Here is a 15,450-nt window from a genome sequence, read left to right as displayed (position 1 = left end):
TGTATAAAGCACTGTGGAGCGGTCGGATAAGAGCTTTGGAAAAGTTTGTGATATCGCTTTACGTCCGCCAAGCTTCAATGGTAAACTTTTATTGTTACAGCTCTTTCCGGCTGTGTGAAGATAAATCCGACATTGATCGTTGTCATATAAGGAGCCAAGGAACAAAGTATGGCTAAAGTGAAAACTAAATTTTCCTGTACGGAGTGCGGTTATGAATCGCCCAAATGGTATGGAAAATGTCCCGGATGCCAGGCATGGAATTCCATGGTGGAGGAAACGGAAAGCGTTGTTAAAACTCAAGGAATGGGTTCTTCCCTTCTTACTCATAGCACAAAAGATAAACCGCTCCCTATTATCGAAGTGGAGAGCGGCAAAGAAGCACGAATTTTGACGGGAATAGGCGAATTGAATCGCGTGCTCGGGGGAGGCGTGGTGCCAGGTTCACTCGTTCTGGTGGGCGGTGATCCGGGGATTGGAAAATCTACGCTTATGCTACAGACATCGAATGAGCTGGCTTTAACCGGTTTAAAGGTGCTGTACGTGTCAGGTGAGGAATCGGTCCGTCAGACGAAGCTGCGTGCAGACCGTCTCGGTGCCCTGTCCCCCAATTTATACGTATTATGTGAGACGAATTTGGAGACGATTGAAGAAGCGGTAGACAGCTTGAAACCGGAGTTTCTGGTGATTGACTCTATCCAGACTGTATATTTGCCTGAGGTGACGAGTGCGCCGGGGAGTGTAGCACAGGTACGGGAATGTACTTCACGTTTTATGCGGATTGCCAAGGGATTAGGAATTGCAACGGTGCTGGTAGGACATGTAACCAAGGAAGGGGCCATTGCAGGCCCGCGTCTGTTGGAGCATATGGTCGATTGTGTGCTTTATTTTGAAGGAGAGCGCCATCATACGTATCGGCTGTTGCGTGCGGTTAAGAATCGTTTTGGCTCTACGAATGAAATTGGTATTTTTGAAATGGCTGAAAGCGGCTTGCGTGAGGTGTCGAATCCTTCCGAGCTGTTTTTGTCCGAACGACCGCTGGGGGTGGCTGGTTCGACTGTTGTCGCCAGTATGGAAGGAACACGACCTGTATTGGTTGAGCTGCAGGCGCTGATTGCGACCACGCATTTTCCTTCTCCACGCCGAATGGGTACAGGGGTTGACCATCATCGAATGGGATTGATTATAGCCGTGTTGGAAAAGCGGATGGGCATGTTTTTGCAAAATCAGGATGCGTATCTAAATGTGGCCGGGGGCGTAAAGCTGGATGAACCAGCGGTGGACCTGGCAATAGCGGTGAGTATTGCTTCCAGTTTTCGAGATGCGCCTACCAAGCCATACGATGTGATTTTTGGCGAGGTGGGGCTGACGGGTGAGGTGCGTGCTGTATCCAGAGCGGAGCAGCGTGTGCGGGAAGCGGAGAAGCTAGGTTTTAAACGGGTGATTATGCCAGAGAAGAGCCTGAAGGGCTGGACGCATCCGAAAGGGATACAAATTGTAGGAGTAGGAACGGTGGCAGATGCATTGGCAGCCGCATTAGATTAGGGGGCAATGAGAATGAAAGAAGCGAGCCAACTGGATAAAATGAATGATTTGCTGCGGCTTGTGGCACCGGGAACTCCCTTTCGCGACGGACTGGAAAACGTGTTGCGCGCCAAAACGGGCGCTCTTCTGGTCGTTGGCTATAGCCCGGAGGTAATGGAGGTCGTGGATGGCGGCTTCTCGATTAACTGTGATTTTTCACCGAACTATTTGTATGAACTGGCTAAGATGGACGGTGCCATCATACTGAGTGAGGATTTGAAACGGATTTTATACGCAAATACGCAATTGATTCCTGATTCTTCTATCTCATCGATTGAAACGGGTATTCGTCACCGGACAGCGGAGCGGGTCGCCAAGCAAACTGGCAAGTTAGTCGTATCTATTTCGCAGCGGCGCAATATTATTACATTGTATCAGGGAACGCTGAGATATGCGCTCAAGGAAATCGGAGTTATTTTAACCAAAGCCAATCAGGCCATTCAGACGCTGGAAAAGTATAGATCCGTGTTGGGGCAAGCCTCGACGAATTTGACGGCATCCGAATTTGAAGAATTAGTGACCATGCCCGAAGTGGTAAATGTTATCCAACGGATCGAAATGGTGCTGCGCATCAAAATGGAAATCAAACGATTTATTAACGAGCTTGGGAATGAGGGCCGTTTAATTAGCATGCAGATGGATGAGCTTGTCAGTAATATCGAGGAAGAGGCTTGGCTACTGTATAAGGATTATGCCAAAGACGATAGCGATGAGAAAATTCGTGGCATTATATTGGGCCTCAAGCGTTCCACGGACGATGAGCTGCTGGATGCAAATCATATTGTGCGTTTGCTGGGATACCCGTCTTCGGCTGCGACATCAGAAGAATATATCGTGGCGCGCGGTTATCGGGTGCTGAACAAGATACCACGTCTACCGAATGTGATCATTCACAATCTGGTGGAGCGGTTTGGACGTTTTCCGCATGTTATGACAGCGACGATTGAAGAACTGGATGAAGTAGATGGCATTGGAGAAGTCCGTGCGCGTACCATTAAAGAGGGACTCAAACGATTGCAGGAACAAGTTTTCATTGACAGGCAAATGTAAATGTAATACAGTGAAAGGATTATAATGGAACAATTCATACATTGAGGTGAAGAGATGATTACCAAATCAATTCCGAACATGTGTACCTTAGGTAACTTGTTTCTCGGAATGATCGCCATTTTATTGGCCGTAGACGGAAAATACAGTCTTGCCGCTATTATGGTTATTGTCGCCATGTTGTTGGACGGACTGGATGGACGAATGGCCCGGGCGCTAAATGCCCAGAGCGAATTCGGTAAAGAACTGGACTCCTTATCAGATATGATATCTTTTGGTGTAGCTCCCGCAGTTATTATGTACATGGTTGCTTTTCATGATGCTAATTCGGCTTTGGCCTGGACGGTTACGGCTATTTTTCCGATGTGCGGAGCGTTACGTTTGGCTCGTTTTAATGTACGTCCTGGTGTACCGGGTTATTTTACAGGCTTGCCGATTCCGGCAGCAGGTGGTGTGTTAGCCACTTTGTCCTTATTCCATAACGATATTTCTCTGTTATACATGTCGATTGCGATGCTGCTTGTCTCTTATTTGATGGTCAGCTCGATGAAATATCCGAACTTAAAAAAGGTGGGCCTTCCGAAGAAAGCGATCTGGATCGCTCCATGGGTTGTAATTGCTGCCGTTGTACTGGCGGTTAAATTCCCGGATCAATTATCGAAGCTGATTTTCGTGCCGTTGGTGCTGTATGCATTGTATGGCATGAAACTCAATATCCGTAAGCTGTCACGTAGACGTGGACGCGGTCGAGGACGTTCCACTCAGGAAGAACAGGATGATCAATATCGTCATTCACAGCATTAGTATTAAGCGAGAAAACAATTAAGCATTTATTTCCTTGGATCACTTTAGGGAGATAGATGTTTTTTTTATGCATAAAAAATCAAATACATAGGGTTAGTTGAGTGAAAATTGGATCATACTGGTAAGGAAAGTGATGTATATCCAATAAATACAGGGTGTACGAACAGAAAACAAAGGAGGTATAGAGACTCGATGTGGAGAAAGGCTATTTTAACTTTTACAGGTTTGTGCGGAGCGTGGTTCGGCTATACGTTATACCATCGGGTAGGAGGTATCGTATCATGGTTGCCCCATTGGCTGAGTGATGGTTCTTTACCGGGAATGGCTGTTTGGATGATTGCGGGAGCTGTGTTGTTTATGGCTGGATGCTCGCTCGCCGGAACAGCTGTGGCTAATCGGTTACAACAGGGGATCGAAGGTTTGGTACGGATTCCGATGAACGAGATGATGGCAGGTGCGATTGGATTAGCGGTGGGCTTGATCCTTTCCTTAGCGGTTTACCCGCTCTTGTCATGGCTAGGGGCACCAGGTCAACTGATTCAAACGGCCGTTACCATCGTATGCGGATATGTGGGAGTGATGGTCGGACTGGAAAAGCGGGACGAGCTGTCCTCATTTTGGAGTTCGGGTTTTTTTGGTCGAGGTACGGGTGTGGAAGAACGCAAGCTGGAGGAACATAAAATTTTGGACACCAGTGTTATTATAGACGGACGTATTGCGGATATTTGCAAGACTGGTTTTATCGAAGGAACGATTGTTATTCCCGAATTTGTGCTGGAGGAGCTTCAGCATATTGCAGATTCGTCGGATTTACTCAAGCGTAACCGCGGGCGGCGAGGTCTGGATATTTTGAACAAGATTCAAAAAGAGTTGGATGTAAATGTATTGATTTACGAAGGCGATTTTGAGGAGATTTCAGAGGTCGACAGCAAATTGGTCAAGCTGGCAAAGGTGCTACAGGGTAAGGTGGTAACGAACGATTTTAACCTGAATAAGGTGTGTGAGCTTCAAGGTGTATCGGTGCTGAATATTAATGACCTGGCAAATGCAGTGAAGCCTGTAGTGCTGCCCGGTGAGGAAATTATGGTGCAGATTATCAAAGACGGCAAGGAGCATGGGCAAGGTGTGGCCTATCTGGATGATGGTACGATGATCGTTGTGGAAGGCGGACGTGACTACATCGGTTCGCTGATGGAGGTGCTGGTTACAAGCGTACTTCAGACCTCTGCGGGCCGTATGATTTTTGCCAAACCGAAATTATTGGAAAAAGCTCAATAAACGCGGTATGATGAAGTAGATGTGTAATCATACGGATCGTCCAAGTGCGATCAAGGCAGGAGTCATTTCAATGAACAATCGGGTAGGAGTCGTCATTGTGGCGGCTGGGCGCGGCTCCCGTATGGGAACGCCGGAAAGCAAGCAATTTTTGCTTTTGCGGGACAAGCCCATCTTCATACATACACTTGAGATATTCGCAGCCATGCCCGAAGTGGATGAAATGGTGATGGTGACGGGGGCAGAAGATGTCGAGCGCTGTCAAGAGTGGATTAGTCAATACCGAATCGGCAAGGACGTACAGGTGGTGGCTGGAGGCAGTGAACGTCAGCATTCGGTATATCGCGGTCTGAGCCACCTGCAAGCAGATTGGGTGATGGTGCATGATGGTGTACGCCCGCTCATTCAGCCTGAGCTTATACGTTCATGTCTGGAGACAGCCCAGCGTACCGGTGCTTCTGTAGCGGCAGTACCTGTAAAGGATACAGTTAAGCAAGTGAACGGGGATGGTGTCATTACGGCAACGCCGGATCGCCGAAGTCTGTGGAGCATTCAAACGCCACAGACTTTTCGTCTTTCCGATCTGCTGCTGGCTTACGAGGAAGCGGAGCAGGCAGGATTTTTGGGGACAGACGATTCGATGCTGGTGGAGCGATTAGGTATTCCGGTCACTGTCGTTCAGGGCAGCTACAAAAATATCAAAATTACCACGCCTGAGGACTTGGATATGGCGGAGTTATGGGTAAAGACAGAGGGAGAGGATATCAGATGATCAGAGTGGGACAAGGGTTTGACGTTCACCAGCTGGTGGAAGGAAGGCCGTGCATTATCGGGGGCGTGAATATTCCTTATGAAAAGGGATTGCTGGGTCATTCCGATGCTGACGTGCTGCTGCATGCGGTTAGCGACGCCATTCTGGGCGCGCTCGGTCTGGGTGACATTGGGAAGCACTTTCCGGATAACGATCTGGAATTCAAGGATGCCGACAGTCTCAAGCTGCTGGAGCATGTATGGAGTTTGGCCAAAGAGCGGGGATACCGCTTGGGGAATATTGATTCTACGATTATTGCGCAAAAGCCCAAAATGGCATCTTACATCCCGAAGATGAATGAAGTTATCGCTCGTGCGTTGGAAGCAGAAGATCCTTCCCAAGTAAACGTTAAGGCAACTACGACGGAGCAGCTTGGCTTTGCCGGGCGGGGTGAAGGAATCGCGGCTCAATCGGTTGTCTGTCTTGTAAAGGGTATGCTATCATCTTGAGAACTTAGATTTGGAGGAGATTTTATGAGCACGGAAGTTCGTGTACGTTATGCCCCAAGCCCAACAGGGCATCTGCATATTGGAAATGCCAGAACGGCATTATTTAATTATTTGTATGCTCGGAACCAAGGTGGCAAGTTTATTATTCGTATTGAAGATACAGATGTGAAACGCAACATTGCAGGCGGGGAAGAAAGCCAGCTTAAATATCTGAAATGGTTGGGTATGGATTGGGATGAAAGCGTGGATGTCGGAGGCGAGTATGGACCTTACCGTCAGACTGAACGTTTGGATATATACAAAACCTATTGGCAGGATCTGCTGGATCGTGGCTTGGCTTACCGCTGCTACTGTACCGAAGAAGAACTGGAACGCGAACGTGAAGAACAGACGGAACGTGGGGAGACACCACGCTACTCCGGGAAACACCGTGATCTGACGGAGGAACAGTGTCAGGCATTCGAAGCGGAGGGTCGTGTACCAAGTATCCGTTTCCGCGTACCAGAAGATCGCGAATATACGTTTAATGATATGGTCAAAGGCCAAATCACGTTCAATTCGAAGGAAAGCGGCGATTTTGTTATCGTCAAAAAAGATGGTATTCCGACATATAACTTTGCAGTGGCGGTGGACGATCATTTGATGAAAATATCGCATGTGCTGCGAGGCGAGGATCATGTCTCCAATACACCGCGACAATTGATGATCTTTGAAGCGCTTGGCTGGGAGCCTCCAATCTTTGGTCATATGACACTGATCGTGGGCGATGATCACAAAAAGCTTAGCAAACGCAACGAGTCCATTATTCAGTTTATGGAGCAGTACGACAAATTAGGCTACTTACCAGAAGCTATATTCAATTTTATTGCGCTGCTGGGTTGGTCCCCGGAAGGCGAAGAAGAAATTTATGACCGGGAACAATTGATTTCGATTTTCGATCCCAACCGTTTGTCCAAAAGTCCGGCTGTCTTTGATACCAACAAGCTGGCTTACCTGAACAATCATTATATTAAAAAAGCCGATCCTGAGCGGATTGCTGGTATGGCGATTCCTCATTTGCAAGCAGCGGGGCTGTTACCGAATGAATTATCTGCGGAGCAGCAGGACTGGGCCAAGGCTCTTGTTCGCTTGTATCAGGAACAAATGAACTCTGCGTCCGACATTGTGGCTTTGTCTGAGTTGTTTTTCCGTTCGCATCTGGAGCTTGATACGGAAGCTGCGGCTGTGCTGGCTGAAGAGCAGGTTCCTGAGGTGCTTAAAGCCTTTGCTGGCAAGGTGGAAGCGAGTGAGGAATTTGCGGCTCCACAAATGGCCAAGCTGATCAAGGAAGTTCAAAAGGAAACCGGCTTTAAAGGGAAACAGTTGTTTATGCCGATTCGTGTGGCCCTTACAGGTCAAACTCATGGACGAGATTTGAATGAAACGATCTTTTTGCTCGGACGTGACAAGGTACTGGACCGTCTCAGGGCACAAATTAAAGGCTGATATTTCTTGTCAATTTGTTGTCTTTTCGCTATAATGACTCCATTGATACGGATTGATATTTACGTGTAAAGGCTGAGAACAGGAGAAGTACACTGCATAAGGGCATTTGCCAGAGAGGACGGCCGAGGGGAACCCCGGGGCTGGAAGCCGTCCAGATGACCTGCGGAGGAAATGCACCTGGGAGCCGTGCGCCCGAACCCTAATTAGCGTCAGCGTCGACTGCTGATATGGCAAGGGTGTGCCGAATCGTTCTCGTTACCGGACGCCAAAGACGGGCTTCTCTGCTTATATGCAGCAGGTTTGCCTGAAGCAGAGTGGGACCACGTTCATGCGTCTCTGCAGCTTAGGCTGCGGAGGCGCTTTTTCATTTTTATCAGACTCAAGCTCGTTAAAGGTGAAAAATGTCGAAGTGTGCTGACGAATGCGAAAATTGGCGAAACATGGAGTTGTGTGAAGATGCGGCAAGGAAATGGGGGAAATAGGAGGGCGACATGTTCAGACATATCAAATCCGACATTCAAACTGTTTTGGATAATGATCCGGCCGCCCGGAGTAAGCTGGAGGTTATTTTTACGTATTCCGGCGTTCATGCCCTTTGGGCACACCGAATCGCACATTGGTTTTATCTGCGAAAGTGGTGTACTCTAGCCCGTATTATATCTCAGGTATCGCGGTTTATGACAGGGATTGAAATCCATCCCGGCGCTCGTATTGGAGATCGGCTGTTCATTGACCATGGCATGGGAGTGGTCATCGGCGAAACCTGTGAGATCGGCGACGATGTTGTGTTATACCAGGGGGTCACTCTTGGAGGGACGGGGAAAGAGAAGGGGAAGCGCCATCCCACCATTGGGAATAATGTTGTTATAGGCTCCGGCGCAAAGATATTGGGCTCTTTTACAATTGGGGCGCAGTCCAACATTGGCTCCAACTCGGTTGTACTTAAAGAGGTTCCGCCAAACAGTACGGTGGTGGGGATCCCGGGGCGAGTGGTCAGACAAGATGGCAGACGTCCAGACCGACTTAGTCACCAACTGCCTGATCCGGTTGTGGATTCTATGCGGGAGCTTCAATTGGAAATAGAACGATTACGTGCAGAATTGTCTGATTTGAAGGATGAGCGATCTGCTCAGAAACATCAGGTGACTCAAGAGAATAAATTACAAGGATAATTTTCATGAGGGAGGAATACAACGATGCCGCTTCAAATTTATAATACAATGTCGAGGAGCCGAGAGCCTTTTGTTCCACTGGAGCCTGGAAAGGTTAAAATGTATGTATGCGGACCTACTGTGTATGATTACATTCATATTGGTAATGCACGACCTGTAATTGTGTTTGACGTGGTGCGCAGCTACCTGGAGTATCTGGGCTATGATGTGAATTATGTGGTGAATTTTACGGATGTCGATGATAAGCTGATCCGCAAAGCTCGGGAACTTGATATGGATGTTCCGGCAGTTGCCGAGAAATTTATTGCAGCCTACCATGAGGATCTGACAGGATTGAATGTTCCTGCCGCCAGTATGAATCCGCGTGTAACTGAGAGTATGGATCTGATTATTGATTTTATCAAGGAACTGGTAGATAAAGGATATGCCTATGAGAATGATGGCGATGTGTTCTATAGGACGAAAAAATTCAAATGCTACGGTCAGTTGTCGGGTCAGAATCTGGAGGAGCTTCAGTTCGGGATTCGCATTAATGTGGATGAACGTAAGGAAAATGCCGAGGATTTTGTTCTCTGGAAGGCTGCCAAGCCAGGAGAAATTTATTGGTCAAGTCCTTGGGGCGACGGCCGCCCGGGCTGGCATATCGAATGCTCTGCCATGGCCCGCCACTATCTGGGAGATACGCTGGATATTCACGGGGGCGGACAGGATTTGCAATTCCCACATCATGAATGCGAATGCGCACAATCGGAGGTGATTACGGGTAAGCCATTGGCGCGTTACTGGATGCATAACGGATATATTCGCATTGATAATGAAAAAATGTCGAAATCACTCGGTAATGGTATTTTGGTTAAAGATCTGCGTGTTCGTCACAAGCCCGAGGCTTTACGTTATTTTATGCTGTCGACGCATTACCGGAATCCGTTAAACTACAATCATGAGACGATGAGTCAGGCGGAGAACAGTGTCGAACGGATTGCCAATGCAGTGGCCAACGTGCAGCATCGTTTAGCTAATGCGTTGAAAGGTAATGAAGAAGTATCGGCCGAGCTGCAAACGAAGCTTGACGGAATTTTGCAGCAGTTTGTCGAAAAAATGGATGATGATTTCAATACGCCTGATGCGATTACTGCTGTATTTGAATGGGTTAGCGAAGCCAACCATTTGTTGCAGCGTGACGTTGTCAATCAGGCAGAATTGCAGGCGGTGCTGCATACCTTTCATTCGATGAATAATGTACTTCGCATATATTCGGAACCAAAAGAAGAACTGCTGGATGATGAAATTGAGCAATTAATTGCAGAACGTGTCGAAGCTCGTAAAACCAAGAACTGGGGCAGAGCCGATGAAATTCGCGATCTGCTCGCTGTCAAAGGAATCGTGCTTGAGGATACAGCGCAGGGTATGCGGTGGCGGCGAAAATGAGTGATAAGCCATTGAACACGGGGGCTTCGGAAGGTGCGGGAAACTGGTTCCCGTATCCTGCGTCCAAGCCAGCCCGCCTGATGCCGCCGATTGCACTGGCTTACATTGGCGATGCTGTGTATGAGGTCGCGGTGCGGCAATATTTGCTGGCGCAGCCCAATCTGCGTCCGAACCATTTACATCGGCGGGCCACAGGGCTGGTCTCTGCCAAGGCGCAGAGCCGTATGCTCGTGCTGCTGGAGACGGTGCTGACGGAGGAAGAACGTGATATTGTCAGACAAGGCAGAAATGCCAAGTCAGGAAGCCTGCCCAAAAATGCGGATGTACTTGAGTATCGTCATGCTACTGCGCTGGAGGGATTGTTTGGCTTTCTTTATTGTGACGGACGTTTGGACAGAATGAGAGAATTGATTACGTATGGTATTGCACAAATGGAAAATACAGAAAAATCTTAATTGGGAACGTCGGATCAAATGCGCCAAACATCCGCCGTTTTCCGGGAGGAAGCTAGATATGGAAGAAGAATGGATTGCCGGTAAGCATTCGGTAACGGAGGCGCTTCGCTCAGGCAGAACGATAAATAAAATATGGATTGCGGATAATGCACAAAAGCATCTGACATTGCCCATTACGGCTGAGGCTAAAAAAGCGGGGATCATTGTTTTACAGGTGGATAAGCGAAAGCTTGATCAAATGGTTCCGGGAATACAGCATCAGGGAGTGGTTGCACAGGCTGCACCTTTTGCCTACGCTGAAGTGGAAGAACTGCTTGCAACTGCACGTAGTAAGGGAGAAGAGCCGTTTTTGATCCTATTGGATGAGATTGAAGATCCACATAATCTGGGGTCTATCCTTCGGACAGCGGACTGCACAGGGGCACATGGCGTAATCGTGCCGAAAAGACGTTCAGCGGCAGTAACTGTAACGGTGTCCAAAACATCAGCGGGGGCGGTTGAGTATGTTCCGGTGGCGCGTGTAAACAATTTGGGGCAAACCATCGACCGTCTCAAAGAGGAAGGTGTATGGGTAGTTGGCACAGATGTGACAGCTACGGACCCGGTTTTTGGAAATGGTGTATTCACAGGGCCAGTTGCTATCGTCATTGGTAACGAAAATAAAGGGATGGGCCGTTTGATCCGCGAGAAATGTGACGTACTCGTTAAGCTGCCGATGGCTGGGCAAATCAATTCCCTGAATGCTTCTGTAGCCGCAGGTGTCGTGATGTACGAAGTGTTGCGCGGCCGACAGGCACGGGACTAATGATATGGCTGACACGCGGGATGTTCTGCTTGTGGACGGTTACAATATGATTGGAGCCTGGCCCGAACTTTCCGCACTGGTACAATCTGGTATGCAGGAAGCGAGGGACAGACTGCTTGAACGACTCGCGGATCATCAGGCGTATTCCGGCAGAAGAGTCATCGTCGTTTTTGATGCTTACCGGGTGCCAGGATTGGGTAAAACGTATTCCCAGAGTAAAGTACAGATTTATTTTACCAAAGAAAAAGAGACCGCTGACGAGTGCATCGAGCGATTGGTTCGGGAGTTAAGCAGCCGGAGAAGAAGCATTTATGTGGCAACAAGTGATCAGGTGGAACAACATGTCGCTTTTGGGCAAGGAGCGCTCAGGGTGTCGGCGCGTGAGCTTCTGATCGAGATTGAGGAATCTGAAAAGGAAGTGAAAAAGCGGATAGAGCAGGATAGCGCTAAGTTGTCCCGCAATTCGCTGGATGCCAAGCTGAGCCCGGAAATTCGAAAGCTGTTTGAGCGCTGGAGAAGAGAATAGCCCAGAGAAAGAAAATCCATTAATTGGACACTTCCCCATTTTGAAACCATTGACAATTTTGTTAGCGCTCTTCTTTTTTAGGCTGTTGTGGTTGACGGTATTAGGTTACATCGCGTATACTTGTCGTATATTTGAGAGAGTAACGGGTATCTTGCGTTGCAGCCGGAGGGATTGTTAGTGAGTGTGGACCTCAAGGATATCATGTTGTCAAAGTTTGATTACAAAAATGATGAAGACATTGTCGGAGCAGTCCATGAAGGTGATGGGGAGGCACTGGAGTTTCTGATTAATAAATATCGGAACTTCGTGCGGGCCAAGGCCAGATCCTACTTCCTGATCGGCGCTGATCGCGAGGATATTATTCAGGAGGGCATGATTGGTCTCTACAAATCTATTCGTGATTTTAAGGGAGACAAGTTTGCTTCGTTCAAGGGCTTTGCCGAGCTGTGCATTACAAGACAGATTATTACGGCAATCAAGACAGCTACACGACAAAAGCACATTCCTCTGAATTCCTACGTATCTCTGGACAAGCCCATTTATGATGAAGAGTCGGATCGAACGTTACTGGACGTGATTTGCGGAACACAGGTAAGTGATCCTGAAGAGCTGATTATCAATCAGGAAGAGTTTGTGGGCCTTGAGGACAAGATGTCCGAGATTCTGAGCGAGCTGGAACGGAAGGTACTTATGCTGTATCTGGACGGACGTTCATATCAGGAAATTGCCGAGGACCTTGACCGCCACGTGAAATCTATTGATAATGCGCTGCAACGGGTCAAGCGCAAACTTGAAAAGTATTTGGAAGTAAGGGATAGCTGAAAGTAGAGGCTGGCAGGGAAAAGGCTCGAGTCTGAGTCTTTTTTTATTCGTTAAGGGCAGGATATGCAGGTTTATATGTGTTAAGAATGATTTATACTGAAAAAGACAAATAATAGATATCGCATGGATCTTGGAGAGGTTTTTCAGAGATGACTTTTAAAGGATGAACAGATGTTAAAATGCACCACAGCCGGGACTGCGAAATGTATGCAAACATTCGTTGACATGCAAAACCGCGTGTGATAAAGTGTTTTAGGTAGGCCTAAATTCGCGGTTTTTTTTAGGATCAATTATGAGACTTCCGGTGTTGGATGTCTTCGGGAGGTGCACATCATGCGGGTAATTATTACTTTGGCTTGTACAACATGCAAACAAAGAAATTACACAACGACGAAAAACAAGCGTAATCACCCCGACCGCATGGAGATGAAGAAATTCTGTAAGTCCTGTAACGAACAGACTTCTCATCGGGAAACTAGATAGTTTTTGGAGGTGTAGTCGGCGTGAAACGCAGTTTCAAGTCTCTGTTTTCCTTTTTCTCTGAAAGCTGGGCTGAACTCAAGAAGGTTCGCTGGCCCAATCGTAAAGAACTGACCAACTATACGCTGATTGTCATTGGGACGATTGCGTTTGTCACGATTTATTTTTGGGTTCTCGATATCGGCATTTCCGCTGCGATCGAAGCGATTATCTAGGAAGGGTTCCAGGTGGCTTGATATGGAAAAAAGATGGTACGTCGTTCATACCTATTCAGGGTATGAGAACAAAGTCAAAGCCAATTTGGAGAAACGCGTTGAGTCCATGGGCATGGAGGACAAGATTTTCCGCGTTCTTGTTCCAATGGAAGAAGAACTGGTAACCAAGGACGGTAAGAAAAAGACCGTTATGCGTAAAGTTTACCCTGGTTATGTCTTGGTCGAAATGGTTCAAACTGACGACTCTTGGTATGTTGTGCGCAACACACCAGGTGTTACGGGATTTGTAGGATCAACAGGCTCGGGTTCCAAACCGACAGCTTTGCTTCCAGAAGAAGTTGAACAGATTCTGAAGCATATGGGCATGGTAGAGCCGAAACCGAAGATCGAATTCGATGTTAAGGAATCCGTGCGAATTAAAGTTGGTCCTTTTGCGAATTTTGTGGGCTCCGTGGAAGAAATTTTGGTTGAGAAGAGCAAGCTTAAGGTTCACGTCAACATGTTTGGACGGGAAACCCCGCTTGAGTTGGATTATACTCAGGTGGAGAAAATATAGATTTTTCTTACAGGTTTCTTGTGGGAGGATCATTAGGTCCGTCTACCACTATTGAGTCAAGGAGGTGTCATCCGTGGCAAAAAAGGTAATCAAAATGGTAAAACTGCAGATCCCTGCAGGTAAAGCTAATCCAGCGCCTCCAGTAGGTCCAGCTTTGGGTCAAGCAGGTGTCAACATCATGGCATTCTGTAAAGAGTTCAATGCTCGTACTGCTGATCAAGCAGGCCTGATCATCCCGGTTGAAATTTCGGTGTTTGAAGATCGTTCTTTTACGTTCATCACCAAAACTCCACCGGCTGCTGTGCTGTTGAAAGTTGCTGCTAAAATCGAAAAAGGTTCCGGTGAACCGAACAAAACGAAAGTTGCAACTGTAAATCGCGCTACCGTTCGTCAAATTGCTGAGCAAAAAATGCCTGACCTTAACGCAGCTTCCGTAGAATCGGCAATGCGTATGGTTGAAGGTACTGCTCGCAGCATGGGTATCACCATCGTAGACTAATTTTTATTAGTCTTCGTGTGCCGGCAGTTTGACTGTCCGGCAAGTGTGGGAGGAATATCCGCTAATACCACATAAGGAGGAAAAGATTATGGCTAAACATGGTAAGAAGTACTTGGAAGCCGCTAAGCTGATCGACAGCGAAGCGACTTATGAGCCTTTGGAAGCCGTTGAATTGGTGAAAAAAGGCGCAACTGCTAAATTTGACGAAACTGTTGAAGCAGCAGTCCGTCTGGGCGTAGATTCCCGTAAACAAGACCAGGCTGTTCGTGGTGTTGTTGTCCTGCCGCATGGTACGGGTAAAACACAACGTGTTCTGGTATTTGCAAAAGGTGACAAAGTGAAAGAAGCCGAAGCGGCTGGCGCTGATTTTGTTGGCGATCAAGATATGATCAACAAAATTCAACAAGGCTGGTTCGAATTCGACGTCTGCGTTGCGACACCTGATATGATGAGTGAGGTTGGTAAACTGGGTCGTTTGCTCGGTGGTAAAGGCTTAATGCCAAACCCTAAAGCAGGCACAGTTACTTTCGACGTTGCCAAGGCTGTTCAAGAAATTAAAGCCGGTAAAATCGAATACCGTCTCGACAAAGCAGGTCAAATTCATGCGCCAATCGGCAAAGCTTCCTTCAGTGCTGAACAACTGAACGAGAATCTTAAAGCTTTGATCGAAGCCTTGAACCGTGCGAAGCCAGCGGCTGCTAAAGGTGTATACCTGAAAAACATCGCTATTTCTTCGACTATGGGACCAAGTGCTCGTGTGAACGCATCTGTTTACAAATAATATTTTGATTGACACGTTCAATTGATTTTGTTATTCTGTAAAAGTTGTAAGTCCGTGTGACTGACCATTAAAGTTGAATATGCTTACCGTAGACAGTAGGTGCCTTCGGGCTTAATTTCCTACCGAGGTGTTATGATAGAACGTTTCATGTGACGGGCTCGTCTCGTCCATGTAGATTTATCAAGCCTTCGTACTCTACGGAGGCTTTTTTCATGCTCATGAAGGTAGCTTTGGACGACCACCGGATAGGTTGGTCGAG

18 protein-coding genes and 1 other annotated feature are annotated in these 15,450 nt (G+C 47.5%); all 18 genes read left to right on the top strand.

Annotated features, from left to right (window positions below; translation table 11 throughout):
* Positions 1-168 precede the first annotated feature (168 nt).
* The 18 genes from radA to rplA all read left to right on the top strand — a co-directional run bounded on the left by radA (position 169) and on the right by rplA (position 15,191).
* Entirely contained in the window at positions 169-1,542 is a 1,374-nt protein-coding gene (radA, locus tag QMK20_RS23350; RefSeq protein ID WP_134912279.1) for a DNA repair protein RadA, read from the top strand.
* 12 nt (positions 1,543-1,554) lie between these two features.
* Complete coding sequence (gene disA, locus QMK20_RS23345) at positions 1,555-2,631, top strand: DNA integrity scanning diadenylate cyclase DisA (RefSeq protein ID WP_134912280.1); 1,077 nt, start codon at positions 1,555-1,557, stop codon at positions 2,629-2,631.
* Positions 2,632-2,685: 54 nt separating this feature from the next.
* Positions 2,686-3,432, top strand: a complete 747-nt coding sequence (gene pssA / locus QMK20_RS23340; protein ID WP_044647190.1) for a CDP-diacylglycerol--serine O-phosphatidyltransferase — start codon at positions 2,686-2,688, stop codon at positions 3,430-3,432.
* 192 nt (positions 3,433-3,624) lie between these two features.
* A complete protein-coding gene (locus QMK20_RS23335) occupies positions 3,625-4,710 on the top strand; it encodes a PIN/TRAM domain-containing protein (protein WP_283653474.1) in 1,086 nt (361 codons plus the stop codon).
* Positions 4,711-4,780: 70 nt separating this feature from the next.
* Positions 4,781-5,479: a 2-C-methyl-D-erythritol 4-phosphate cytidylyltransferase gene (gene ispD / locus QMK20_RS23330; protein WP_283653473.1), complete on the top strand. Its 699-nt coding sequence runs from the start codon at positions 4,781-4,783 to the stop codon at positions 5,477-5,479.
* Positions 5,476-5,967 carry a 2-C-methyl-D-erythritol 2,4-cyclodiphosphate synthase gene (ispF, locus tag QMK20_RS23325; protein WP_283653472.1) on the top strand — a complete coding sequence of 164 codons (492 nt, stop codon included), beginning with the start codon at positions 5,476-5,478 and terminating at the stop codon, positions 5,965-5,967. The genes ispD and ispF overlap by 4 nt, the downstream gene beginning before the upstream one ends.
* A gap of 24 nt (positions 5,968-5,991) precedes the next feature.
* The gene (gene gltX / locus QMK20_RS23320; RefSeq protein ID WP_283653471.1) at positions 5,992-7,452 is read left to right on the top strand and encodes a glutamate--tRNA ligase; all 1,461 of its coding nucleotides are present in this window, start codon (positions 5,992-5,994) and stop codon (positions 7,450-7,452) included.
* A 491-nt stretch (positions 7,453-7,943) separates the two neighbouring features.
* Positions 7,944-8,624, top strand: a complete 681-nt coding sequence (gene cysE, locus QMK20_RS23315; RefSeq protein ID WP_283653470.1) for a serine O-acetyltransferase — start codon at positions 7,944-7,946, stop codon at positions 8,622-8,624.
* Between the two features lie 24 nt (positions 8,625-8,648).
* Positions 8,649-10,052 carry a cysteine--tRNA ligase gene (cysS, locus tag QMK20_RS23310; protein WP_283653469.1) on the top strand — a complete coding sequence of 468 codons (1,404 nt, stop codon included), beginning with the start codon at positions 8,649-8,651 and terminating at the stop codon, positions 10,050-10,052.
* Entirely contained in the window at positions 10,049-10,507 is a 459-nt protein-coding gene (locus QMK20_RS23305) for a Mini-ribonuclease 3 (RefSeq protein ID WP_014278328.1), read from the top strand. The genes cysS and QMK20_RS23305 overlap by 4 nt, the downstream gene beginning before the upstream one ends.
* A 58-nt stretch (positions 10,508-10,565) precedes the next feature.
* Complete coding sequence (gene rlmB, locus QMK20_RS23300) at positions 10,566-11,312, top strand: 23S rRNA (guanosine(2251)-2'-O)-methyltransferase RlmB (RefSeq protein ID WP_283653468.1); 747 nt, start codon at positions 10,566-10,568, stop codon at positions 11,310-11,312.
* A gap of 4 nt (positions 11,313-11,316) precedes the next feature.
* Positions 11,317-11,838: an NYN domain-containing protein gene (locus tag QMK20_RS23295; RefSeq protein ID WP_044647198.1), complete on the top strand. Its 522-nt coding sequence runs from the start codon at positions 11,317-11,319 to the stop codon at positions 11,836-11,838.
* Positions 11,839-12,015: 177 nt separating this feature from the next.
* Positions 12,016-12,660, top strand: coding sequence for an RNA polymerase sporulation sigma factor SigH (gene sigH / locus QMK20_RS23290; RefSeq protein ID WP_014278325.1), 645 nt, complete (start codon positions 12,016-12,018; stop codon positions 12,658-12,660).
* Between the two features lie 333 nt (positions 12,661-12,993).
* The gene (rpmG, locus tag QMK20_RS23285) at positions 12,994-13,143 is read left to right on the top strand and encodes a 50S ribosomal protein L33 (protein WP_023990562.1); all 150 of its coding nucleotides are present in this window, start codon (positions 12,994-12,996) and stop codon (positions 13,141-13,143) included.
* A gap of 20 nt (positions 13,144-13,163) precedes the next feature.
* Positions 13,164-13,355, top strand: coding sequence for a preprotein translocase subunit SecE (gene secE / locus QMK20_RS23280; protein WP_044647199.1), 192 nt, complete (start codon positions 13,164-13,166; stop codon positions 13,353-13,355).
* A 22-nt stretch (positions 13,356-13,377) separates the two neighbouring features.
* Positions 13,378-13,911, top strand: coding sequence for a transcription termination/antitermination protein NusG (gene nusG / locus QMK20_RS23275; protein ID WP_014278324.1), 534 nt, complete (start codon positions 13,378-13,380; stop codon positions 13,909-13,911).
* A gap of 73 nt (positions 13,912-13,984) precedes the next feature.
* Positions 13,985-14,410 (top strand): 50S ribosomal protein L11, encoded by a 426-nt coding sequence (rplK, locus tag QMK20_RS23270; protein ID WP_014278323.1) that lies wholly within the window; start codon positions 13,985-13,987, stop codon positions 14,408-14,410.
* Between the two features lie 88 nt (positions 14,411-14,498).
* A complete protein-coding gene (gene rplA, locus QMK20_RS23265; RefSeq protein WP_014278322.1) occupies positions 14,499-15,191 on the top strand; it encodes a 50S ribosomal protein L1 in 693 nt (230 codons plus the stop codon).
* Between the two features lie 68 nt (positions 15,192-15,259).
* Positions 15,260-15,411, top strand: a sequence feature (ribosomal protein L10 leader region).
* Positions 15,412-15,450 lie beyond the last annotated feature (39 nt).

Origin of the sequence: Paenibacillus sp. RC334, from assembly GCF_030034735.1 — a bacterium.
In the GTDB taxonomy this organism is placed as follows: Bacteria; Bacillota; Bacilli; order Paenibacillales; family Paenibacillaceae; genus Paenibacillus; species Paenibacillus terrae_A.
The sequence above is the reverse complement of the archived record's forward strand: the minus strand, read 5'-3'. Positions and strand labels throughout refer to the sequence as shown.